Source organism: Pseudomonas fjordensis (assembly GCF_976987115.1).
Genome location: NZ_OZ336860.1, coordinates 3,318,328 through 3,340,900 on the forward strand (window position 1 = coordinate 3,318,328; position 22,573 = coordinate 3,340,900).

Consider the following 22,573-nt stretch of genomic DNA (forward strand, 5'->3'; position numbering starts at 1 on the left):
GTGGTATGTTTAGAACGACACGGGATGCGGCAATACCCAGGCCGGCATTTCTATGCGAGGACGTACAGCTATGGTCGTACATCGAGCATGGCTTGCATGTGCCTTGGTTCTACGTACGATTGGTTCATCATGAGGATGGCCTGCAGATGAGCCAAATGTTGATGCTGTCCAAGGTAGAGACCTTGCAGAACGTCTTGACTGAGAAAACATCTACAGCATGGGTGGAAGACGTTCAGTTGGTCAGCCCAAGTTATGTCAACAAATCCGATCGATGGCTGATGGAGCCTCTCCTGGAATTGACGGAGGTGGGGAACGGCCCAGGCAAAGCGAAATCCTACATCTATAGAGTGCTAGGTGACCGCCTCTACACCCAAGGGCAAACAGACGACGTGACAGATCAGGTTGTGTGTACCATCTACTTAGCGAAGGGCTAAAAGACACTGCAAAGAAACACTCAGCGTGAAATACGTACTCCTCAAAAAGACCAGTGTAGGGGGTAAAGCCTAATGGGAAGTCTAAAGGAACCGAGCACTATACAATCGCTAGTACGGTACATATTGGATTGCTGGAAGCTATATTGGGCACCGTTGATTTGGCTAACCAGGCAGTTATCGATCAGTCGTCGCCCCAAAAAACACAGCGCTAAGCACTAACCCCGCTCTGCGGTTAAAAGTGAAAAAAGTCTCCTAGACTAGCGAGGCTGGCATCGTTGTGCAAATGACTATGCTAGAGCCATAGGTGAGAAATGGTATGCAGTTTTGAAGGCATTTCATAACAACCGTCACACCTGCTTGCCGCCACCCTTATCGGATGAACGACAAACGTCTTTTAAAGCAGGTGAATCTACGTCAACCTGCGGCTACAAATGGCGATGGGCGCCCTATTTTGTTGTGTTTGCCATACCAAAAGCGTAGAAAAGTCTTCGGTTCGGGTGTGTAGGACCAGCTGTTGACGGCTTCAGTTGCGTGAAAATTACTCTGGTCGCTAACGCGTAACCTCATACTGCATCGCTTATCGCTTTGCCGAGATAGCCAGTCGGAGCAAACGTGCAAGCAGGTCACATCAGAACTTTTATCTACGTCAACACTGGTAATGCTGATGACATCCGCCCCCAACATAAGGGAATCTCCACCCGACAGCTCAACCGAAAAACGGTCCCGGTCTCGGTTGCAATTTGCGCATCTGGATTCAATGCCGGTCCAGATAGCATAAAACTGCGTTATCCAGAGAGTCATAATTTGACGTGGAGAGGTCGGACGGAAACGCCAACTCGGTGTAGTAAGATTGATCGCGCGCCCATCAGCAGGAAATCGATAGTGCAACGCTAAACGCCAAGCCAAAAACGCTGCAGACACCGTACAGGCGCACCGGCAGTCGAGACCATGTCGACTCTGAGCATCTAGGGAACTCAGATATTTATAGCACTCCAAATGCGGTTTCACATACGTCTTGTACAAGTATCGACGAACACACCGGTATCGAACGTATACTTCTCGCGCGCTGAGATCAAAATCTGTAGCCTCTTGATGACTGTATGTAGCGCCGATCTTTCTATAAGGAGGGATGGGTCGAGTAGTGATTGCGTTAGGAAAGGGGAATCCTCGTAATTCGGTGATCGCGAAATTGAGACCGATATTGACGAACTGCGCTTGCTCGTTAAAGTCTGTGCTTTCTACTTTGGCGGCGTGAAGCAGAGACACTGCGTAGTCGACTACAGGATCTTTCATTGCACTCGCAGCATGAAGCCATGCTTCGATCCTTAAGCCAACTTCCACATACTTATTCCGCTGCTCTGGAGTAGTGCTATTCAGGTAGACGGACCCGGAAGAATCAAAAACAAAATGATCGCAGCGCGTCTTGGCGACGAATCCTCCAGGTGATGGAGAAAAAAATAGTCCTAGCCTCATGGCATTGCTGCAGGGCACGCATAGCTCAAGTGGTAGGTTATGCCAAGGGCACCGCTTTATCATTTGGAGAAGAAAGAACACTGAGTGGTAACCTAGAGCGATACATTTTGCGCAGTGTCGTATATAAACCACCGAATTGAATGGCGTACATTCCACCAGGTTATCGATAAAAGCCCGCCTGACTGCAGGATATGGCAGGGAAAGCGCTTCGGCCAGCTTGGAGTCATCAATGGCACGCCCCCTCCAGTACTGAACAGGACGACTGGACTGCTGAAATCGTGAAATCTCGTTGAGTAGTTGTAACGGGCGAGTGAAGTTTAATGCGCTTGCTTTTAGCAGGATCCCCCACGATGACTCAAATGGAATATAGTTAAAGTGTCCATATGTGAGTTTCATGGGCTACTTCCTTTCTGCCTGTCGCATCAACGATACAAATTCAGCGATTAAACTTGCGCCCACTGCCTCCTTAACAATCCCTTCCGTGACTTGAAACTCTGAGCTATCCATATGGCGGGAACGCATTAAAATCCTTTCGATAACGCGGAAAATATGTTCAAGAGGTAATACGCGGGGGCCATTTTCCCCTGCTACATTCATTAACTCGGCCCAAATAAGTTTTTTGTAACTGGTCAATCGGAAATTTGCTGCAAAGGCCTTAGGCAAAAAGAAATCGGTATATGTGCACCCCGAGTCAAGCGGATATTCTTTATTCAAATCGTACTCATTGAGTATGCTTTCGAAATCAGCTTCTGACAAACATCCGTCAAAATGAATTGGCTCACTTAAAAACCGAGCCACTAAGTTGGTTGCTCCAACACCGAATAATAAATTTCTTCTTTGAAGTATCTCCTCCTGTCCGAATCCTAGCGTCGTCATGCTAATGCCATGCTCCTCCAAACGATTATGAATGACAAGTAACTCATTCCAACTGTCTATCGACAAAAGTTGATTTTCATCAATAATTATTACAAAGTGCCTACCACCTCTTGATTCCACTTCAACACGTACATGAAGGATAAATTTTTCAATCAAAGCGCTGTATGACTCTTTTGGATTTTTGTACAACCCTGCTCCAAAAACCAAATCGCGAGTCAAGTGAGCTGACTTGTTTCCATCTGCTGTATGATACAGGACATATTTTTTTGGAAATTCGGTGGCCAGTAGGTCTCTAACGGCATTAGCGCACCTTGTCTTACCCATTCTCGGCTGAGCATACAAGAAGGTCCCAGTATGTCTTGAGAATACTCTTTCTCGAAAAATGGAATAGACCTTTTCGATCATCGGCGTAATCAGCGTGTAAAAAGTACTTACAATCGGGTGACTCTCTAAATAAGCCTCCCTATCAAACTCTTGTTTGGATTCCATTATTTTAGCCTTCTTTTTCTGAGCAGTTCATTCAGGTCAGGAATCTTTCTACCAATGATTAATGAGTCCGAAAACTCCAACGGTTTCCCTTCCAGCGCCGGAATTGAATTATTAGCGGATCCGGAAACTACTAATGGCGCTCCCGCCTCACTCGCTACACGCTTCGCCTCGGTTGCCGAGTCGGCCGAAATAGCTATGGATTTTTTGCTCTTCGACTTACTTAAAAAAGCCAGATAAGCTAGAACTGGATCTTGTTCAAAGCTGACTTGCAACGTTCTATCCGCCACCTTTGAGTTGATGGCTTTACGGGTTCGCAAATCATGCTTGGTATCTGCCCATTTTCCAACTGCAACAAGCTTTCCAAGCAAAAAACCTTCCATCGTGAATGCTGTTACAAATCTTAAGTCGTTTTCATCAATGTGCAGTACGACCTTCGATCCAATCATTGCCCACGCATCGTGCAAATAGCTTGACGTGTAACGAACTTTCATAAATTGAATATAAGGATGGCGGCCATTTTTTTTGCTACCTCGAACATTAACTGTTTTTTTCATCTGCAATATAGTATCCCCCATAGCACTGGCATCCGGTAACGTTCTCACCATGAAGTGCTGGTGATCTTTCTCCAGTTTTTGCCTGATAAAGTCTAACGGTGACAAGAAAAACAGGCCTTCACTCATCCTTGTATTATGCTGAGCTATTTCAACATCAAGTAGATGAAGCAAATGCTCAACAAGAATCGGGGCTTGCGTCGCAACTTCCTCACAGTTTTCCGCACGCCCATTGTTAGGGCCGTGGCCCGTCGTACTTAAAAGTCGGCAAAATACATTATTGGAGAGCAAGCCAAATACATGCTCTACACATGGTCGCCTTTCAAAGTGCGCAGGTGCACCAACCGTCCAGAAATAGCCCAACTCTTTTCTTGCAGCATTTGTAACTTTTACCGATAGGTGAGCCAGTGCCCCATCGAATTTTACAACCGTAAATAAGGCTCCTTTACACTGCGGAATAACGTCATTAGGCAATCCGCTGCCTTCGGGATATATCAGTCCTTCAATACCGGGCTCTGGTTTTTGCTGCCCTACAACAGAATAACGCATGACATCAACCACGTCCGTAGCTGAAATCTCTGATCGAAAAACACACTTATAGGACAGCACCGCCCCCGATGCACAATCAATCATGAGTACGACCCATATCCGGCTAATCCTTTTGGGGATATAAGTTCCATTCGGCGCCTTCATTAAAACTGAAGAGTGACAATCAATTTTATAACCATCAATCTCAACAGCTTCGAATGGTTCAGTGTAGACCAATCCAGGTCTTGGTCCCTTTCCGACCGCCATATGTGCTTTCGCCTCGCGCGTCCCTTCAAGGCGAATCATGCGACTAAAATTGCTTTCTCTTATATTTTTAATGTAATCATATATCGTACGCTGCCCTTGATACAAAGTATTAAACGGCCATTCATCTTCCTTAACACCGAACTCCTTAAGCGAAGCAAGAAATATCTTATGTAGTGTTTTTGAACTGATGGCATACTCGCTTTCAGACTCCGGATCTGAATAAGAAAGAACTTTCCTAATAAATCTACTCTCTAAATCTGGATACTTTTTTAAGACTGCGCCCAAGAGCCCAGAGTACCCGCCTTGAGCTTCAGGAAGTTTTGGAGCCGCTTGCTTGGATCTGCTATACTTCTTTGTATGCAAATACGGCAACAGTGCGCGGCATCCCCAACATAAGCCGTCAGGAGCCAACTGCATGCACCGTGACGCGTAATAATTTATACACTGCCTATTTATACCTGTTGCAGCAACGATGCTGTTTAATGGTAGGCCTTCACAGTAGAGTTTCATTGCCAAAAACTTTAGCTGAAATTTCTCTATCTCTTGGTCAGTCAATCCCACCAATTCAGGCTTTGGCCAGTCATGAAAAGTGCCTAGCGCTATCGCTCGCTTGCTTAAGCTTTCGACCCAATTGTTAGTCTCATTATTTATCGTAGTCATGACCGACATTTCCATTGGGTGTGATACCCGAATGAGGGTTTACCCGCAAAATCAATTTCGATATGCCCCGCGATAAAGTGACGTACTAAAACACCGCAAACTATCGGAGGTGCGACAAGCGGAGCCTTCGAAAGTACACTCTTTATGTCCCCCTCCCCAAGCGACACCTCAATTGCACGTATGGCATTCGAAGCTGCTACACAATCGAGCGATCTGATAGCCGCGGCAAATGCCAAAGCTTTCATAATTTTTATCGCGAAAGGCGCCTCCTTCATAACTTGCACTGATGGAACTCGAACACTTTTCTCACTACTGTTATCCGCAGGCTCACCCAAGTTCGAGAGTTCAACTTCAACTAGATCTCCTGATCTTTTTTGCACTAAAAAATCAAAAGTTTCGCTTCCCTCAGACTGCCGAAATGACACCACATCTAGATTAATCTCAAGAAATACTAGCCAGTAGACTAACGCTAGATCAGAAGACAACACCAAGTCCTGTTTTAGCTTGACGCTGTACACATACCATAGATTTCTATTACTGTGACCGCGCGCTCTTACCTCTCGAATAATTCGCTTCCTATGCGCTTGCTTGAGAGATTGCTTGCCCGAAGCCATACCAGCTCTCCGTTTTCATTAGGCTTTAATCTACCCCCAGAATATTTTTCTTGTTATATCAATTAATCATAAATTTCTATCGCTTAATTGCCATATAGTGGCTCTACAAACCAAGTCAGCCTGCGGTCAAATAGGTATTCTTCAAATTATTACAGCTACGTGTTTAGTATCGTATTAATGCAACGGCTTGCAGTCCTATCATATGCATACGTGTAGTGTATTAAATATTCAGAGCTTCCGCATTTTAGAGATTGTCAACCTGAGATCCCCCCTCGTATGCTGACCTATAAGAAATAGGCAAAGCCCCTTACCTTTTCAGCGAGACCCAATTAAAAAATAAGCAAATTGGTGCGCGTAATTTTTGCTCGTGATTAACGCGTTATCACCAAACCCAATAACACACTGACCGGGACAAAACGGCCCTTGGTCAAATACGTCACCCTTTTCATAATCTGTATTTACTGAGGTCGAAGGAGGCAAACTCAGATTGGGTGGCCACACTTGTAGCCATCCATCCAACAATAGCCTCTGTGACCTATACGCAGTGGGTAATGAACTCCCCTTTAAGCCGGCGTTCGGGCTCCTATAGTGTTGCTGCAGCACCGACAGTAATTTAGTTCCTACGCATTCTTAGAAAAATAATCACTTCCAAAGCCGGGACTAATTTCTTTTCATATCTTGGCACCACGCCGATGCTAGATTTTGCTAACGATCTGTTTTTTTTGCTATTTTTAGGTGGTAAAAATGTCAATACTTTAGTTCTGGGGACTTGATCAGCGTTAAGGTGTTGCTACTAGCAACACCCGTTCAGGACGATGACTCCTGGGCTTGGCCATCTGCCTCGATACGAATCTTGGCGCGTGCAACAACGGCCATCGCTTCGGCAATGAAAGCCGCGTCACCGGTGTCGTGTACATCAGCCAAAAATACAGATATGGCCTCTGAATCAACCAGCGCGTCTGCTGGGTCATAATCATGAATGGGCTCTGTCATCTGATCACCTGGAGAAAATAATGAACCCGAAACCCAAGGCTAATGGGACTGGCGATTTAATCATACCGCTGACTGACGATCTCCTGTCGGTCGTCAAGTTGGCCAACGGCGACAAACTCGACCTGGAAGTGAAACCTAACGGCACGATAATCCTGACGCCAGTTCGCGCGTAAGATCTATTCAGCCATCCACGCGCTTGATGGTTGAAGCCCATAAACGACGTAACTTGTTGCCGATTACACGTGATTTTACAGGGTGCTAATTTCTCATCCTTGAGAGATAGCGTTCACATTTGGAAGATAACGAGCAAGGAGTTGAGCTACCCTCCTCTTTTTAATAACCAGTGCGCATAACTATACTAAATGACTATTTAGTATAGTTATATGCGGGCTGCTTATCGCCTCTACTGGAACCCGGGCCTGGTTCTTCTTAGGCTCCTACATCTTGAATCGATCAACCGACTGCGACAGTTGCCCTGCCAGGCTGGATAGCTCATCGGTGGTCGACGCTGTGCCCGCAATCACCCGACTGTTACTTTCCGACATCCCCGCAATCCTCTCCACCTGATGGGCTATCTCATTACTGGCCAGGCTCTGCTCGCTAATAGTGCGGGAAATATCATTGACCAATTCAGTGGTACTCAGCGTAGCCTGGAGGATCTCGCGAATGGCGCGTTCCACTTCGGCAGTCACTGCCATGCCCTTGTCCACTTGAGCAACGCCCTCCTCCATGCTGATCACCGCTGCTCGGGTGTTCTGCTGGATACTCCCCACCATGCTGGCGATTTCCTGGGTTGAGGCGCTGGTGCGTCCGGCCAGGCTGCGCACTTCGTCGGCCACGACCGCAAAGCCGCGGCCTTGTTCACCGGCGCGGGCGGCTTCGATGGCGGCGTTCAGGGCCAGCAGGTTGGTCTGGTCGGCAATCCCCTTGATCACCTGGATGATGCTGTAGATCGCTTCGGACTCCTTGTCCAGCGTGCGAATCACTTGGGCTGACTGTTGGGCTGAACGGGCGATGCCGTCCATGTCGCTGACCACCTGGTGAATGACGCGGCCGCCGTCCTTGGCCAGGGTTTCAGCCTGGCTGGCCATGTCCAGGGCACGCTGGGCGTGACGGGTGATTTCTTCGATGCTGGCGGTCATTTCGCTTGCGGCGGCGGCCATGGTGCTGGCGGCGACGCTTTGTTGCTGGCTGCTGCCTGCCACTTCATGGCAACCCTGGCTGAGGCGTTCGCTCATGCCATTCACGCCATGGGCATTGCTGCGAACCACTTCGATCATGCCGCGCAAATCCCGCTGCATCGTCGCCAGGCTACGAATCAGTGCACTGGCTTCGTCCTGGTTCTTGGGTTCTACAATCGGCTCGCTCAGGTTGCCATGGGCAATGCTCTGGGCAATACGGCTGGCGGTGCGCAACGGCCCCATGATGCTCAGGGTCACCCAACGTCCTTGTGCCAGCAGCAATAGCAGGCTGGCGCCCAATACGATGGCCAAGGTCAAGTTGGCGTTACTGATGGTTTGCCGGGTACCGGTGCTGGTGAGTTGGGTATTGTTTTCGATCAGTTCGCTCAACGCCGCCATTTGTTCTTCCAACTGGCTGAACGCGGCATTGAAGGTCTGCAGTTCCCCACGAGCGGCCTCTGGATTGTCCAGGGCCAGTGCGACGATGCGCTCGCCGGCACTGATGTAGGTGTCCAGGCTGGGTTTGATTTTTTCCAGGCTGGCCTTGATCGAGGCGTCCAGCGGCAGCTTGAGGTTTTCCGCCAGCACCTCGCGGAAGTGCTCGGCATGCTCCTTGATCGAGCTGTTGACCTCGGCCGGCGTACTGGTGCTTTTGCCCAGCCCGACCAACATGGCAGACAGCACATCCGCACGCAGGGCGTCGTGCATCATGTCGGCTTCCATGTGGTTGCGCAGTACCGTCATGCTGACGTCGTTGTCCTGCACGGCATCGGCCATCCGGGTATTACCCAGGTAACCGGCCAGGCTCATGATCAAGGCGGTGAGCAACCCCGTCGCAATCAACAGCACCAAGCGTAATTTGATCGTCATAGTGGTACCCCGTGCCAGGCCTGCCGGTTGGGAACCCAACCGTTTGAGTGTCGCTGCTAGCTGTATCGGCAGCTGTTGCTTGTTAGTGAAGCCTAAGTTTGCGGATCTGCGCGGTTCCCTTAAGCTGACCGTCCATTGCTCTACCTGGATCTGCCTAATGCCTCAACGTATCGCCCGTCTCGCCCTGCTGTTGGGCTTGATCACCGCCGTCGGCCCCTTTGCCATCGACATCTACCTGCCAGCATTGCCCACCCTGGGCGCCAGCCTCCAAGCCTCGCCGGCGGCGGTGCAGATGAGTTTGACGGTGTTCTTCATGATTATCGGTGTGTGCCAGTTGTTCTACGGCCCCCTCAGCGATGTGTTCGGGCGTAAACCACCGATTTACGCGGGTCTGGTGATCTTTGCCATTGGCAGCGTCGGCTGTGCGCTGGCCCCGACTATCGAAGTGTTGATCGGCTTTCGTGCGGTGCAGGCGTTCGGTGCCTGTGCGGGGATGGTGATCCCCCGGGCGATCGTCCGCGACCTGTACACCGGCCATGAAGCGGCGCGTCTTATGGCTTTGTTGATGCTGGTGATGAGTGTTTCACCGATCCTCGCGCCACTGGCTGGCAGCCTGGTGATTTCGATCTGGAGTTGGCGCGAAGTGTTTGCCGTGTTGGCGGTAGTGGCCGTACTGTGCCTGCTGATGACCGCCGTACAACTGCCAGAAACCCACCCGGCCGAGCGCCGCCTGGGCAAGACCCTAGGCCAGGCGTTCGGCAGCTATGGCGCCCTCCTCCGCGACCCGGTCTTCACGGGGTTGTCGGTGGTGTGCGGGTTTGGCCTGGCCACTTTCTTCGTGTTCATCGGCAGCGCGCCTTTCGTGTACATCGAGTTTTTTGGCCTGACACCAACCCAGTTCAGCCTGTGCTTTGCCCTCAACGCTGCTTCGTTTTTTGCCATGAGCCAACTGACCGCGCGCCTCAGCGCCCGCTTTGGCCTGGCGCCGTTGATTCGATGGTCGGTGGTGGGCGTGGCGGCGGTCATGAGCTTGCTGGCGGCGACTACGCTGTGGGGTGACAGCCTGGCCCTGATGATGGGGCTGTTGTTTATCGGTTTTGGTTTTCTGGGCCTGTTATTGCCGGCGGCCGGGGTGTTGTCGTTAGAGGATCACGGTGCAGTGGCCGGTTCTGCGTCTGCACTGCTGGGCGCGATCCAGATGGTCACGGCGGCTGTGGCGATGACCTTGGTGGGCGTGTTTGCCGACCATACCCCGGCGCCGATGTTGATCGGTATCGCGCTATGTGCGCTTGCCGCGATGCTGACCACGTGGTGGACGCTGCGGCGCTTACCGGCTCATTTGGCTTCAAGCGCCCCGCCCTCCTCCTGAGTATGGTTGTAGCAGCCAACGGTAACCACGATGCGAAGCGAGTCGCTCTTGATCTGCTCTTGATCTGCTCTTGATCTTGATCTCAGGCGCCCCGTTAAACCACGCTGGCCGAACGCAGGCTTGAATTCGTGGGTAACCCGGCAGGACGCCGGGTTAGCCGTCCTGGGCCAAGGATGGCCCATGACGGCGGCCCACGGATTCAAGCCGGAGTGAGGGCACACCGAGCCTAAGCGAGGTGCCGAGTGGTGGGGCAAGAGCCCTTTTGGTTACTTTTGGGGCTCTTTTCCAAAAGTGACCCGCTGTCAGAGCGGAACCCTAAGTGGCCGTTACCGCAGCAATGGATATGTACACAATCCAACCGTGTCGCCTGTCAGGCCGCCTTCGCGAGCAAGCCCGCTCCCACAATTTGATCGTGGGGGTGTCAGGTAGATAGGTGTCGACTGGGAGGCCGTCATCGCAGGCAAGCCAGCTCCCACATGTCCCCGCCGCCTACAAATCAAACCGATCCACCGCCCGCCGCCGCTCATTGTCGTCACGCACGTCATAGCTGGCAGTGGTCTGGATATTGGTGTGATGCGCCAACTTCTGCGCAATCGACAAATCATGCTCCTCGATCACCCGCGTGATAAACGAACGACGGAAATCATGGGGCATGATCTTGACACCCACCTGATCACCACGCTGGCGCGCGATGTAGTAAATCGCATGTTTGGTAATGCGTTCCCGGGTGATATGGCTGCCTCGACGGATGCGGTTGAACAGGAAGCTATCGTCCTGCTCACCTTCCTTGAGCTGCTCGCGACGAAACGCCAGCCAGGCCTGAAGTTTGGCAAACGCCCAGTCCGGCGCGTACTTGACCAGCTCTTTGTTGCCCTTGCCGATCACGCGCAAGCTGCGCTCGTCAAAGTTGATCTGCGCCAGGTCCAGGTTGACCGACTCCGACTTGCGCATGCCCGATCCATATAACAGCCCGATCACCGCGGCATCCCGCAGGCCCTGGGGCCGAGGGTCGGCGGCGCAGACGTCGAGCATCTCGCGGATCAAGGTGCGGCGCAGGTTGCGGCCCTGACCCAGGCGCGTACCGGGTGTGGCCTTGACCGAGCGCATCTTCAACAGGTGGTCCTGGCTGATCAAACTCATGCGCCACGCTTCATTCATCACCCCGCGCACTGCATTCACATACAGCGACGAGGTGTTCGGCGCAAAGCCGTCCTCGCGCAAGGCAGCCACCAGTGCGATAACGTGTTCGGGCTGCAGCAGGTGCCAGTCAATCTCTTCGAGGTTGAGGTCTTCGAAACCCAGGCGGTCGGCGGCATCCTGCAACACGTAGCGCATGGTCAGTTGGCTGGAAGGCGCCAGGCGGGTGAGATAAAGGGTCAGTGGGTTGCAAATGGACTCGGTCAAGGTAGATCAGCCTTTGGATTAAATACACCGACCAACTATTTGATTAGTCGATGTATTTAGTGGGTTGGCGAAGGCCGAGTCTAACCCAGGAGCGGCCCTGGCACAAAATCACGGGGCTGTATCGTCGTCCTCGCTGGCTGCCTGGGGCTGGGCCTGGGACTGGCTCCAGTCGGCGTCCTGTTGCTGCATCAGCGCGAACCACTGCTGGCGCATAAAGGCGAGGTAACTGTCCGGCGCCTTGGCAAAGTCCTTCTCGTCGCCGTAGCAACCCGGCAGTGGCAGTTCGGTGCCCTGCTCCTTGTACTGGCTGACCAACGCTTGCTGCGCCGCGACGCTGCAGTCAGTGGGCAGTGGCATGCCACGCAAGGCGCCCGCGTCTTCATCCCACCAACTGGCGCCTACGCGGTCAAGGCCACGCAGACGATACTTCTCGGACTTGCCGACATGCATGATCAGCTTGAATTCGTTGGGGCTGACGTCACTGGTGCAAGCGCGTGAATAGCCGACGGTAGCCTGGGTATTGCCATCGCCCAGCAGGTCGGTGACCTTGGTTGCTGCCCGGTCAAAGCGCAGCCCGGCGTCGAACTCGCAGTGCTGCACATCGTCATAGAGCATCCAGACACGCTTGGGGCGCTCGCCACTCAGCACGTACTGCGCCGCGTAGACAAAGGCCGATTGGGTACCATCGTCATCGCGCTCACCGACTTGCTCGGCGAGTACCAGCAGGTTTTTGCCCTGGCGGTCATCCCAGGTATACGCGGCGACTTGCTTGCCGCGCACTTCCACCCCTTCCGGCACCTCCTCCAGAGGCGTCAGCGCAACGCCCTGATCGGCCCGCACGCTGGTGACACAGGCCACCGTCATCAACAATCCCATCAGCACGGGCCGCAATGGGCCGCGCAAAAGCTGCACGCTATTCATCCGAGTACCCTGGCAAGAGAGGGCTTACTTTACCGGCACTTGAGCGCCAATGCAGAGAAGATTGTTGAAGGGCGCGCATTGGCCTGATCGCCTCGCTCAAATTGAACCAAGCGCCCTGCACGAAGCTCCGATATCGCCCTGTGAGGCTTACCTGTAACGCCTTGATTACTTAGCTGAACCCTAGCTGTCTGCCTGTCAAATAAACGAGTTTTTCATCCGCCTTTCATATTCGTTGCACATTTTTGCGCTTAACCTTGTAGGCAACACTTAAGAGCAATCCGTGGATTATCGACTAACCTATTGAAAACGCATCATCTTTGGCCCCGTTTTGTAACTTGCGGGCTGTAGTTTTGCCCAATGAACGCTGCTGTTTTCACGCTTGAAGTCGCTTTAGCCCGAGGTCATGAATCTTTGAAACCCTACCCTATTCATTGCGTGTCGATCGTTATCCCGGTCTACAACGAACAAGAAAGCCTGCCTGAGTTGCTGCGTCGCACCACGGCAGCCTGCAAACAACTGGCTTACGAATACGAAATCATCCTGGTGGATGACGGTAGCCGCGACAATTCGGCCCAACTGCTCGAAGACGCCGCCGCCGAAGACGGTAGCAACGTGGTGGCGGTGATCCTTAACCGCAACTACGGCCAGCACGCGGCGATCATGGCCGGCTTCGAACAGTGCCGTGGCGAAGTGGTGATTACCCTCGACGCCGACCTGCAAAACCCGCCGGAAGAAATCCCGCGCCTGGTCGAGCAAGCCGCCCTGGGTTACGACGTGGTCGCCACCGTGCGCAATAACCGCCAAGACTCGGCCTTCCGCCGCTGGCCGTCGCGCTTGATCAACCTCGCCGTGCAGCGCTCTACCGGCGTGGCGATGAGCGACTACGGCTGCATGTTGCGCGCCTACCGCCGCACCATCGTCGACGCCATGCTCGCCTGCCGTGAGCGCAGCACGTTCATTCCTATCCTGGCCAACGGCTTTGCCCGCCACACCACGGAAATCCTCGTGCACCACGCTGAACGTGAGCACGGCGAATCCAAATACAGCGCCATGCGCCTGATCAGCCTGATGTTTGACCTGCTGACGTGCATGACCACCACGCCCTTGCGCCTGCTGTCCATCGTCGGTTTCAGCCTCGCGGCGCTGGGCGTGCTGTTTGCCTTTGCCCTGATCGTCATGCGCCTGGCGTTCGGCGCCGACTGGGCCGGTGATGGCCTGTTCGTGCTGTTTGCGGTGCTGTTCGTGTTCACCGGTGGCCAGTTCATCGGCATGGGCCTGCTGGGCGAATACCTGGGCCGCATGTACAGCGATGTACGCGCCCGCCCACGCTTCTTTATTGAAAAAGTGCTGCGCAACCAACCGGCAGCACCGGCTCCAGTCGTCGTGGTTGACGGCCTGGTGTCTTCCCATACTTCTACTTCTACTTCTTCTTCGGATCAGGTCCAGTCATGAGTTCAAAAGCTGTTGTATTCGCCTACCACGATATTGGCTGCGCAGGCATTGAAGCGCTGCTCAGCGCCGGTTACGACATTGCCGCCGTGTTCACCCATGCCGATGACCCCAAGGAAAACAACTTCTACGGTTCCGTCGCCCAACTCTGCGCACGCAACGGCATCCCGGTACATGCTCCGGAAGACGCCAACCACCCGCTGTGGATCGAACGCATTGCCAAGCTGAACCCGGAGTACATCTTCTCGTTCTACTACCGCAACCTGCTGAGCGAACCGCTATTGGCCACCGCTCGCAAAGGCGCGTTCAACCTGCACGGCTCGTTGCTGCCTAAATACCGTGGCCGCGCCCCGGCCAACTGGGTGCTGGTCAACGGCGAAACCGAAACCGGCGTGACCCTGCATCGCATGGTCAAGCGTGCCGATGCCGGCGCCATCCTCGCCCAGCAGAAAGTCACCATCGAACGCAGCGATACCGGTCTGAGCCTGCACGCCAAGCTGCGTGATGCAGCCGCTGCCCTGCTACGCGATGCCCTGCCACAGCTGGCCCAGGGCAAGCTGAGCGAAACCGCCCAGGACGAGAGCAAAGCCACCTACTTCGGTCGTCGCACCGCCGCCGATGGCAAGCTGGACTGGAAACAGCCCGCCGAACAACTGTTCAACCTGGTGCGTGCGGTGACCCAGCCGTACCCGGGCGCCTTCTGCGCCGTGGGCGAGCACAAGCTGATCGTCTGGCAAGCCGATGTGGTCAAGGGCAACGAAGGTCTGGCGCCTGGCCGTGTAATCAGCGTCAACCCACTGCGCATTGCCTGCGGTGAAGACTCTCTGGTGGTCAAGTTCGGCCAGCGCAACGAAAACGGCCTGTACCTGGCGGGCCCGTCCCTGGCCGATGAACTGGGCCTGGTGGATGGCTCTGTACTGCGCGGCGCCGAGTCGGGCCGCAAGCCGCGCCGCACTCGCGTGCTGATTCTGGGCGTCAACGGTTTTATCGGTAACCACTTGTCCGAGCGCCTGCTGCGTGACGACCGCTACGAAGTCTATGGCCTGGACATCGGCTCCGACGCCATCGAGCGCCTGCGCAGCCACCCGAACTTCCATTATGTGGAAGGCGACATCAGCATCCACACCGAGTGGATCGAATACCACATCAAGAAATGCGACGTGGTGCTGCCGCTGGTGGCCATCGCCACGCCGATCGAATACACCCGTAACCCGCTGCGTGTGTTCGAACTGGATTTTGAAGAAAACCTCAAGCTGGTGCGCTACTGCGTCAAGTACAACAAGCGCGTGATTTTCCCGTCGACCTCCGAAGTCTATGGCATGTGCCAAGACCAGTACTTCGACGAAGACACCTCCAACCTGGTGGTGGGCCCGGTCAACAAGCAGCGCTGGATCTACTCCGTCTCCAAGCAACTGCTGGACCGCGTGATCTGGGCCTACGGCGACAAGGGTCTGAAGTTCACCCTGTTCCGTCCGTTCAACTGGATGGGCCCGCGCCTGGACCGCCTGGACTCGGCGCGCATCGGCAGCTCCCGCGCCATTACCCAACTGATCCTGAACCTGGTGGAAGGCACGCCGATCCGTCTGTTCGACGGTGGTGAGCAGAAGCGTTGCTTCACCGACATTGCCGACGGCATCGAAGCCCTGGCGCGCATCATTGATAACGACAATGGCGTGTGCGACGGCCAGATCATCAACATCGGCAACCCCGAGAACGAAGCCAGCATCCGCCAGTTGGGCGAAGAGCTGCTGCGTCAGTTCGAGGCTCACCCGCTGCGCCACAACTTCCCGCCGTTCGCTGGGTTCCGCGACGTCGAGAGCAAGGCGTTCTACGGCACCGGCTACCAGGACGTGGCGCACCGCAAGCCAAGCATCGAAAACGCCAAGCGCCTGCTGAACTGGGAGCCGAGCGTGCAGATGAGCGAAACCATCGGCAACACCCTGGATTTCTTCCTGCGTGAAGCCATGCTTGAAATTGCGGACAAAAAGTAATGCAGGCAGGTCTTCGCATCGACGTCGACACCTACCGCGGCACCCGTGAAGGTGTGCCACGGTTGCTCGACTCCCTGGCCGAAGCCGGGGTCAAAGCGACGTTCTTCTTCAGTGTCGGGCCGGACAACATGGGGCGCCACTTGTGGCGCCTGATCCGCCCGCAGTTTTTGTGGAAGATGCTGCGTTCCAACGCTGCCGGCCTGTATGGCTGGGATATCTTGCTGGCCGGTACCGCCTGGCCAGGCAAGCCGATTGGCCGCGACCTGGGGCATTTGATGCGCCAGGCCAAGGCCGCCGGGCATGAAGTCGGCCTGCACGCCTGGGACCACCATGGCTGGCAGGCCAACACCGGGCGTTGGAGCGAGGCACAGCTGATCGAGCAGATTCGACGCGGCGTAGACACCTTGAGCGACATCCTCGGCGAGCGCGTCGACTGTTCAGCGGCCGCCGGCTGGCGTGCCGATGAGCGCGTGGTGCAAGCCAAGCAAAGCTTCAACTTTCGCTACAACAGCGATTGCCGGGGTACCAGCCTGTTTCGACCAACCTTGGCCGATGGCAGCGCGGGCACCCCACAAATTCCGGTAGACCTGCCGACCTTCGACGAAGTCGTCGGGCCGGTGGTGGCTGCCAACGATTTCAACCGCTTCATTCTTGATCGGTTCAGCGCGTCAAAGCTGAACGTCTATACGATCCACGCAGAAGTAGAAGGGATTCTGATGGCCAATGATTTTCGCCAGTTGCTCGCCCAGGCCGGGCAGCGCGGCATTGATTTCAAACCCTTGGGCGAGCTGTTGCCTGCGGATGCGACCACCCTGCCCCAGCAACAGCTGGTGCGCGGCGCCTTGAGCGGCCGCGAGGGTTGGCTGGGAGTGCAGCAGGCATGATCCGCCGCTGGGCGTTGCCCCTGCTCCTGCTGGCGTTCGCCGTGTTCTACCTGCTGCCGTTGGCCACCCATGGTCTGTGGATTCCCGATGAAACCCGCTATGCGCAAATCAGCCAGGAAATGCTGCTGACCGGCAAGTGGGCTGCGCCGCACTTCATGGGCATTCGCTACTTCGAAAAGCCCGCCGCAGGCTATTGGATGATTGCGCTGGGCCAGGCGATCTTCGGGCAGAACCTGTTTGGCGTACGGTTTGCCTCGGCCTTGAGCACCGGTTTGAGCATTCTGCTGGTGTATCTGGTGTCTCGCCGGTTGTGGAACGACCCGCAAAAGAGCCTGGTCAGCACGCTGCTCTACATGAGCTTCGTCAGCGTGGCCGCGCTGGGCGGCTATGCCAACCTGGACCCGCAGTTCACCTTCTGGGTCAACCTGACGGGCGTGGCCTTGTGGTTTTGTTTCGACAGCACCACGCGGCGTGCGCGCTTGTGGTCCTGGGCCTTGCTGGGCCTGGCGTGCGGCATGGGCTTCATGACCAAGGGCTTCCTGGCCTGGTTGCTGCCGGTGCTGGTCGCCCTGCCCTACGCCGTCTGGCAAAAACGTTTTGGTGAGTTGTGCAAGTTTGGCCCTGTTGCCGTGGTGGTAGCGATTGCTGTCAGCCTGCCGTGGGCGTTAGCTGTGCACCTGCAAGAGCCGGACTACTGGCATTTCTTTTTCTGGCACGAGCACATTCAACGCTTTGCCGGTGAAGACGCCCAGCACGCCGAACCCTTCTGGTATTACTTGCCGTTGCTGGTCGCGTTCGCGCTGCCGTGGGTCGCCGTTCTGCCGTCCGCGTTCAACCAGGCCTGGCTGCAACGGCGCGTGCCGAAAACCGCGTTCCTGCTGCTGTGGTTGTTGATGCCCCTGGCCTTTTTCAGCCTGGCCAAAGGCAAGCTGCCCTCCTACATCATGCCGTGCATGTTGCCCTTGGCCTTGCTGATGGGCTCGGCCTTGAGTGACAAACTGGCTCAAGGTCGCGGCCGCGTGCTGCGCATCAATGGTTGGTTGAACCTGGTGATCGGTGTGCTGGTGTTGCTAGCTCTCAGCTGGTTCCAGTTGAAGAAGCCGGTATACGAACCGGGTGAAGAGACCCCCAGCTTGGTGCTGGTGTTCATCTTCTTGTTCGGTTGGATTGTGGTCAATTTGCTGCAAGCGGCACGCCCCTTGAAGTTGTGGGCGGCGCCCTTGATCGGCAGTGGCTTACTGGTGCTGCTGGTGCCTGCGGCGTTGCCCCATTCGGTGGTTTACAACAAGACCCCGGACCAATTCATCATCGATCACATCGACGAGTTGCAGCCCAGCGTTGCCCTGCTGAGCAACGACCTGGGCGCCGCCTCGGCGTTGTCCTGGCGCCTCAAACGCCCCGATATCACGCTGTACAACACCTCGGGTGAGGTCAAGTACGGCCTGGCTTACGAGGACACGGCGCCGCGTCTGGTCGACCGTAACCGCATCCAGTCATGGATGGCCGAAACCCGTCGTACCGGCGCGGTGGGCGTGGTGATGCGCGTCAATAGCACCGGTGAAAAGGAAGAGCTCGCCCTGCTGCCCACCGACGGCAAGCGTTATGCGCAGGGCAAGATCGTGATCCTGATTTTCCCGCAGGTCGCGCCATGATCACCCTGCTGCTACTGCTCACGGCCTGCCTGCTCACGTGCATGGGCCAGGTCTCGCAAAAGTTTGCTGTGGAAAGCTGGCGCGGCGTGCCGGATGGCTGGACCTTGAAACTGCGCTCGCCGTGGTTGTGGTCGGCGCTGGTGTGCCTGAGCCTGGGCTTGCTGGTGTGGCTGCTGGTGTTGCAGCGCCTGGAAGTGGGCATTGCCTACCCCATGCTCAGCCTGAATTTTGTGCTGGTCACGCTGATGGCGCGCTTTGTGTTCCACGAACCCATTGATGGCCGTCACTGGCTGGGTGTGGGGCTGGTGATTGCTGGCGTGGTCTTGCTGGGGCGTCAGGTATGAGCCGCGTGCGGGGTTTCGCCCTGGCCCTGGGCAGTGTCGGCCTGGTGAGTGGTGCCCAACTGGGCATGCGCTGGAGCATGACGCGCCTGCCCCTCCCCTCTGAATGGCTGGCCGCCTTCACGGATAACAGCGTCGACCTGGGTGCCCTTGGCGTGGTGATCCTGGCGATCATCGCCTATGCGCTGTCGATGCTGTGCTGGCTCGGCGCACTGAAGCACTTACCCCTGGGCCGAGCCTATTCGCTGCTCAGCATCAGTTACGCGCTGGTGTATTTGCTGGCCGCCAGCCTGCCGGTGTTCAACGAAAATTTCTCGCTTTCAAAAACATTGGGGGTGGCTTTGGTCATCCTCGGTGTACTGGTTATCAACTCTCGTCGTGCTAGCACCTCAAGTCCCAGGAATACCCCATGAAAATCAGTGTATTTGGTAGTGGTTACGTTGGTCTGGTCCAGGCCACTGTATTAGCCGAAGTCGGTCACGATGTCATTTGCATGGACGTTGATAAGAGCAAGGTCGAGTCGCTACAGAAGGGTCATGTGACCATCTTCGAGCCGGGCTTGGCAGCCATGGTCAAGGACAACCTGGAAAGCGGACGCCTGCGCTTTACCCACGATGAGAAACTCGCCGTCGAACACGGTGAAGTGCTGTTTATTGCCGTGGGCACGCCGTCGGATGAAGACGGTTCGGCCGACTTGAAATACGTGCTGTCGGTGGGTGATGCAGTTGCCCGCCACCGCGTGGCGCCGGTAATCCTGGTGGAGAAATCCACCGTACCGGTCGGCACCGGCGACACGTTGCGCGATCACATCCTCAATAACCTGCGCGCCGCCGGCCGTGAGCTGCAGTTCGATATCGTCTCCAACCCGGAATTCCTCAAGGAAGGCTCCGCCGTTGCCGACTGCCGCCGCCCGGACCGGATCATCATCGGCTGTGAGCGTGAAGAAGTACGTGACGTGATGCGCGACCTGTACGCGCCCTTCAACCGCAACCACGACCGCATCATCTTCATGGACCTGCGCAGCGCCGAACTGACCAAGTACGCCGCCAACTGCATGCTGGCCACCAAGATCAGCTTCATCAACCAGATCGCCGAACTGGCCGAACACCTGGGCGCCGACATTGAGTCGGTGCGCCTGGGCATTGGTGCCGACTCGCGCATCGGCTACCACTTTATCTACCCCGGCTGCGGTTATGGCGGCTCGTGCTTCCCCAAAGACATGCGCGCCCTGATCCATAGCGCCAAGCAGGCCAACTGCTCCAGCGACCTGCTCGAAGCGGTGGAAGCCATCAACCAGCGCCAGAAGAGCAAGCTGTTCGAGCGCATCAACGCGTTCTTCCAGGGCAACCTCAAGGGCAAGACGTTCGCCCTGTGGGGCCTGGCCTTCAAGCCCAACACCGATGACATGCGTGACGCCCCCAGCCGTGTGCTGATGGAAGCCCTGTGGGCCGCCGGCGCCAATGTGCGTGCCTTCGACCCGGAAGCCATGCAGGAAACCCAACGCATCTACGGCGACGACCCGCGCTTGATGCTGATGGGCACCCCGGAATCCACCTTGGGCGGCGCCGATGCGTTGATCGTGTGCACCGAGTGGCAGCAATTCAAGGCACCGGACTTTGACCTGATTCACCAGCGCCTGAAAACCCCGGTGATCTTCGACGGCCGTAACCTGTACGACGGCGAGCGCCTGGCGCGCAAAGGCTTCAAGTACTTCCCCATCGGCCGCGGCGACTCCTGCGAGTTACCGATCCCCCAGCAAAACTGGGTGGAACAGGTCAAGGACGCTTGCTAGGTGAACATCGCCTTACTGTCCGCGCAGCGTGCAACGATCCGCCACCAGTCGCTAGGGCTTGGGCTCTTGGCGCTGGTGCTGTTTATCGCCGGTAACTGGCACCAGGCGATCATCGGCTTTGATTCGCGCTTTGTGCTGTTTGCCCAGGAAATGCTGCGCCATGGGCCAAGCTTCTTCCCCACCACCTATGGCCAGCCGTATGCCGATTACCTGGCGACGTCGACCCTGCTGACGTGGCTGCTGTCGTTGCCCTTGGGCCAGGTCACCAGCCTGACGGCGTGGCTGCCCACGGCGGTGGCGTCGGCGCTGATCGTGGTGCTGGTCTATCGCCTCACCGCGCCCTACTCGCCGCGTTGGGGCCTGCTGAGCATTGCGATGCTGCTGCTCAGCAGTACCTTCATCAGCGAAACCCGCGCAGTCTCCCTGGATCAGATGCTCACCGCCGTGGCGTTGGCGGTATTCTACCTGGGCTATGCCCATGACCATTTCGCCGCTGCAAAGCGCCTGCATTGGCTGTTTTTGCTGCTGCTGTTGGGGTTTGCCATTCGTGGGCCGATTGGCCTGGTGATCCCTACGGGCGTGTTGTGCAGCTACTACCTGATCAACCGCCAGTGGCGCCAGCTGTTCAGCTTCGGGCTGCTGGCACTGGCGCTGCTGGCGGCGTGCGTCGGCCTGTTGCTGCTGCTGGCCAAGCTCAGCGGTGGCGAAGACTTTATGCATGACGTGATTCGCATGCAGTTCCTGGGGCGCATGGATGGCAGTGAAGGCTCCGGCGGCGTGCTGTATTACTTCACCAGCTCTTTGGGCAATTACGCCCTGGCCTATCCACTGGCATTGTTAGTGCTGCTGGCGGTGCTGATGGGCGGTCGACGCGCGCCGGACCCGGCCTTGAAGCTGGTGCTCTACTGCGCAGCAGCGGGTGTGCTGGTGATGCTGGGGCTGTCGGTGCCCCAAGCCAAGAAAGCGCGTTATATCCTGCCGATGTTGCCGATGGCTGCGATCATTGCCGCGTACCCCTTCCAGGCCACGCAAGGGCGGCTGTTTGCCTGGCTGCGCGCCTTGATGCTGGGCATCTGGACGCTGTTGCCAACGCTGCTGGTCATTGGCCTGGTGGTGGCGCGGCGGCGTTACCCGGAGCCGCTGGCCGACCTGGTGCTGATCTTCGTCGTGCTGGGTGTGCTGCAGGTGCTGGCCCTACTGGCATTGTTCCGCTCGCGGCTGCGCACCTACGGGCCCGCCCTGGCCGCCGTGCTCGCCCTGTGGAGCACCTACATCATGGTGGTCGAACCGCTGGAACGTCAGGTGTACGACACCCGCACCTTCAGCCTCGCCGTCAAGGCGCACGTTCAGCAGCAACCGGCGCCGCTGGTGTTGCATGCACTGGGCAAAGACGCGAAAGCCATCAAGTTCATGGTCAACTTCGATTGCGACAAGGTGCCGTTGTTTACTCAGCTGCCCGCCGAATTGAAACCCGTCCAGGCGCCGGCATGGATAGTGATGAGCCAGGCCGACTTCCAGGCGCTGGACGATCCGCGCCTGCGCTCAATCACGCCGACGCTCACGGCAGCGTTCGACAAAAACCCCTATGTGTTGCTGCATTTGGCAAAAACCTCGACGCCCTGAGTGCTTTTCCGGCTGCATTGTAAGAAAGAACGCCCACTCCTCCACGAGTGGGCGGCTTTCATCATAGGTACCAAGAAAGTGCCTACATTTGTTTGCGTAATGGCTGGTGCACTTTCCCTTCCGGTGCTCGGAGCCCAACTGTAGACTCGCTGCCACGTGCACTCACTATCTACCACCCGACCGTCAGGACCAACCTGTAGCGCTTGGGTCA

The 22,573-nt window shown here is 56.0% G+C and carries 19 protein-coding genes and 1 pseudogene; 11 read left to right on the forward strand and 9 right to left on the reverse strand.

Annotated features, from left to right (window positions below; genetic code table 11):
* Positions 1–146: 146 nt before the first annotated feature.
* Positions 147–434 carry a hypothetical protein gene (locus ACWHXD_RS14780; protein ID WP_171905453.1) on the forward strand — a complete coding sequence of 96 codons (288 nt, stop codon included), beginning with the start codon at positions 147–149 and terminating at the stop codon, positions 432–434.
* Between the two features lie 414 nt (positions 435–848).
* On the opposite strand, the gene ACWHXD_RS14785 is transcribed toward ACWHXD_RS14780, so the two are convergent.
* From ACWHXD_RS14785 to ACWHXD_RS14805, 5 genes are all read right to left on the reverse strand, one after another.
* Positions 849–2,303 (reverse strand): hypothetical protein, encoded by a 1,455-nt coding sequence (locus ACWHXD_RS14785; protein WP_139129452.1) that lies wholly within the window; start codon positions 2,301–2,303, stop codon positions 849–851.
* Positions 2,304–2,306: 3 nt separating this feature from the next.
* Positions 2,307–3,272, reverse strand: a complete 966-nt coding sequence (locus ACWHXD_RS14790) for an ATP-binding protein (RefSeq protein WP_019817044.1) — start codon at positions 3,270–3,272, stop codon at positions 2,307–2,309.
* Positions 3,272–5,278 (reverse strand): hypothetical protein, encoded by a 2,007-nt coding sequence (locus ACWHXD_RS14795; RefSeq protein WP_019817045.1) that lies wholly within the window; start codon positions 5,276–5,278, stop codon positions 3,272–3,274. Before ACWHXD_RS14795 ends, ACWHXD_RS14790 begins: the two co-directional genes overlap by 1 nt.
* Positions 5,275–5,892, reverse strand: coding sequence for a hypothetical protein (locus tag ACWHXD_RS14800; RefSeq protein ID WP_019817046.1), 618 nt, complete (start codon positions 5,890–5,892; stop codon positions 5,275–5,277). Before ACWHXD_RS14800 ends, ACWHXD_RS14795 begins: the two co-directional genes overlap by 4 nt.
* Before the next feature lie 807 nt (positions 5,893–6,699).
* Positions 6,700–6,885, reverse strand: coding sequence for a helix-turn-helix domain-containing protein (locus ACWHXD_RS14805; RefSeq protein WP_032897323.1), 186 nt, complete (start codon positions 6,883–6,885; stop codon positions 6,700–6,702).
* 20 nt (positions 6,886–6,905) lie between these two features.
* Here ACWHXD_RS14805 and ACWHXD_RS14810 point away from each other — a divergent pair, with 20 nt between their 5' ends.
* Positions 6,906–7,058: a hypothetical protein gene (locus ACWHXD_RS14810; protein ID WP_169918349.1), complete on the forward strand. Its 153-nt coding sequence runs from the start codon at positions 6,906–6,908 to the stop codon at positions 7,056–7,058.
* Between the two features lie 264 nt (positions 7,059–7,322).
* On the opposite strand, the gene ACWHXD_RS14815 is transcribed toward ACWHXD_RS14810, so the two are convergent.
* Both ACWHXD_RS14815 and ACWHXD_RS14820 read right to left on the reverse strand, forming a co-directional pair.
* Entirely contained in the window at positions 7,323–8,186 is an 864-nt protein-coding gene (locus tag ACWHXD_RS14815; RefSeq protein ID WP_371914714.1) for a methyl-accepting chemotaxis protein, read from the reverse strand.
* Positions 8,181–8,936 (reverse strand): annotated as a pseudogene (locus ACWHXD_RS14820) (MCP four helix bundle domain-containing protein); the annotation flags it as partial. The pseudogene ACWHXD_RS14820 and the gene ACWHXD_RS14815, both read right to left, overlap by 6 nt.
* A 157-nt stretch (positions 8,937–9,093) precedes the next feature.
* Here ACWHXD_RS14820 and ACWHXD_RS14825 point away from each other — a divergent pair.
* Positions 9,094–10,305, forward strand: a complete 1,212-nt coding sequence (locus ACWHXD_RS14825) for a multidrug effflux MFS transporter (RefSeq protein ID WP_098951487.1) — start codon at positions 9,094–9,096, stop codon at positions 10,303–10,305.
* 489 nt (positions 10,306–10,794) lie between these two features.
* On the opposite strand, the gene ACWHXD_RS14830 is transcribed toward ACWHXD_RS14825, so the two are convergent.
* Together ACWHXD_RS14830 and ACWHXD_RS14835 are read right to left on the reverse strand one after the other, a co-directional pair.
* Positions 10,795–11,709, reverse strand: coding sequence for a site-specific integrase (locus tag ACWHXD_RS14830; RefSeq protein ID WP_056783188.1), 915 nt, complete (start codon positions 11,707–11,709; stop codon positions 10,795–10,797).
* A 108-nt stretch (positions 11,710–11,817) separates the two neighbouring features.
* Positions 11,818–12,630 (reverse strand): M949_RS01915 family surface polysaccharide biosynthesis protein, encoded by an 813-nt coding sequence (locus tag ACWHXD_RS14835; protein ID WP_499084175.1) that lies wholly within the window; start codon positions 12,628–12,630, stop codon positions 11,818–11,820.
* Between the two features lie 411 nt (positions 12,631–13,041).
* On the opposite strand from ACWHXD_RS14835, the gene arnC reads away from it, so the two are divergent.
* From arnC to ACWHXD_RS14875, 8 genes are read left to right on the forward strand one after another with little or no spacing between them, the layout of a single operon-like run.
* The gene (arnC, locus tag ACWHXD_RS14840; RefSeq protein WP_138762742.1) at positions 13,042–14,082 is read left to right on the forward strand and encodes an undecaprenyl-phosphate 4-deoxy-4-formamido-L-arabinose transferase; all 1,041 of its coding nucleotides are present in this window, start codon (positions 13,042–13,044) and stop codon (positions 14,080–14,082) included.
* Positions 14,079–16,070 (forward strand): bifunctional UDP-4-amino-4-deoxy-L-arabinose formyltransferase/UDP-glucuronic acid oxidase ArnA, encoded by a 1,992-nt coding sequence (gene arnA / locus ACWHXD_RS14845; RefSeq protein ID WP_032897309.1) that lies wholly within the window; start codon positions 14,079–14,081, stop codon positions 16,068–16,070. Before arnC ends, arnA begins: the two co-directional genes overlap by 4 nt.
* Positions 16,070–16,954 carry a 4-deoxy-4-formamido-L-arabinose-phosphoundecaprenol deformylase gene (gene arnD, locus ACWHXD_RS14850; RefSeq protein WP_138762743.1) on the forward strand — a complete coding sequence of 295 codons (885 nt, stop codon included), beginning with the start codon at positions 16,070–16,072 and terminating at the stop codon, positions 16,952–16,954. Before arnA ends, arnD begins: the two co-directional genes overlap by 1 nt.
* Positions 16,951–18,606 (forward strand): lipid IV(A) 4-amino-4-deoxy-L-arabinosyltransferase, encoded by a 1,656-nt coding sequence (arnT, locus tag ACWHXD_RS14855; RefSeq protein ID WP_138762744.1) that lies wholly within the window; start codon positions 16,951–16,953, stop codon positions 18,604–18,606. The genes arnD and arnT overlap by 4 nt, the downstream gene beginning before the upstream one ends.
* Positions 18,603–18,950 (forward strand): 4-amino-4-deoxy-L-arabinose-phosphoundecaprenol flippase subunit ArnE, encoded by a 348-nt coding sequence (gene arnE / locus ACWHXD_RS14860; RefSeq protein WP_138762745.1) that lies wholly within the window; start codon positions 18,603–18,605, stop codon positions 18,948–18,950. The genes arnT and arnE overlap by 4 nt, the downstream gene beginning before the upstream one ends.
* Positions 18,947–19,360: a 4-amino-4-deoxy-L-arabinose-phosphoundecaprenol flippase subunit ArnF gene (gene arnF, locus ACWHXD_RS14865; RefSeq protein WP_032897300.1), complete on the forward strand. Its 414-nt coding sequence runs from the start codon at positions 18,947–18,949 to the stop codon at positions 19,358–19,360. The genes arnE and arnF overlap by 4 nt, the downstream gene beginning before the upstream one ends.
* A complete protein-coding gene (locus ACWHXD_RS14870) occupies positions 19,357–20,739 on the forward strand; it encodes a UDP-glucose dehydrogenase family protein (protein WP_056783204.1) in 1,383 nt (460 codons plus the stop codon). The genes arnF and ACWHXD_RS14870 overlap by 4 nt, the downstream gene beginning before the upstream one ends.
* A complete protein-coding gene (locus ACWHXD_RS14875; protein ID WP_138762746.1) occupies positions 20,740–22,362 on the forward strand; it encodes an ArnT family glycosyltransferase in 1,623 nt (540 codons plus the stop codon).
* The last annotated feature ends 211 nt before the right edge of the window (positions 22,363–22,573 follow it).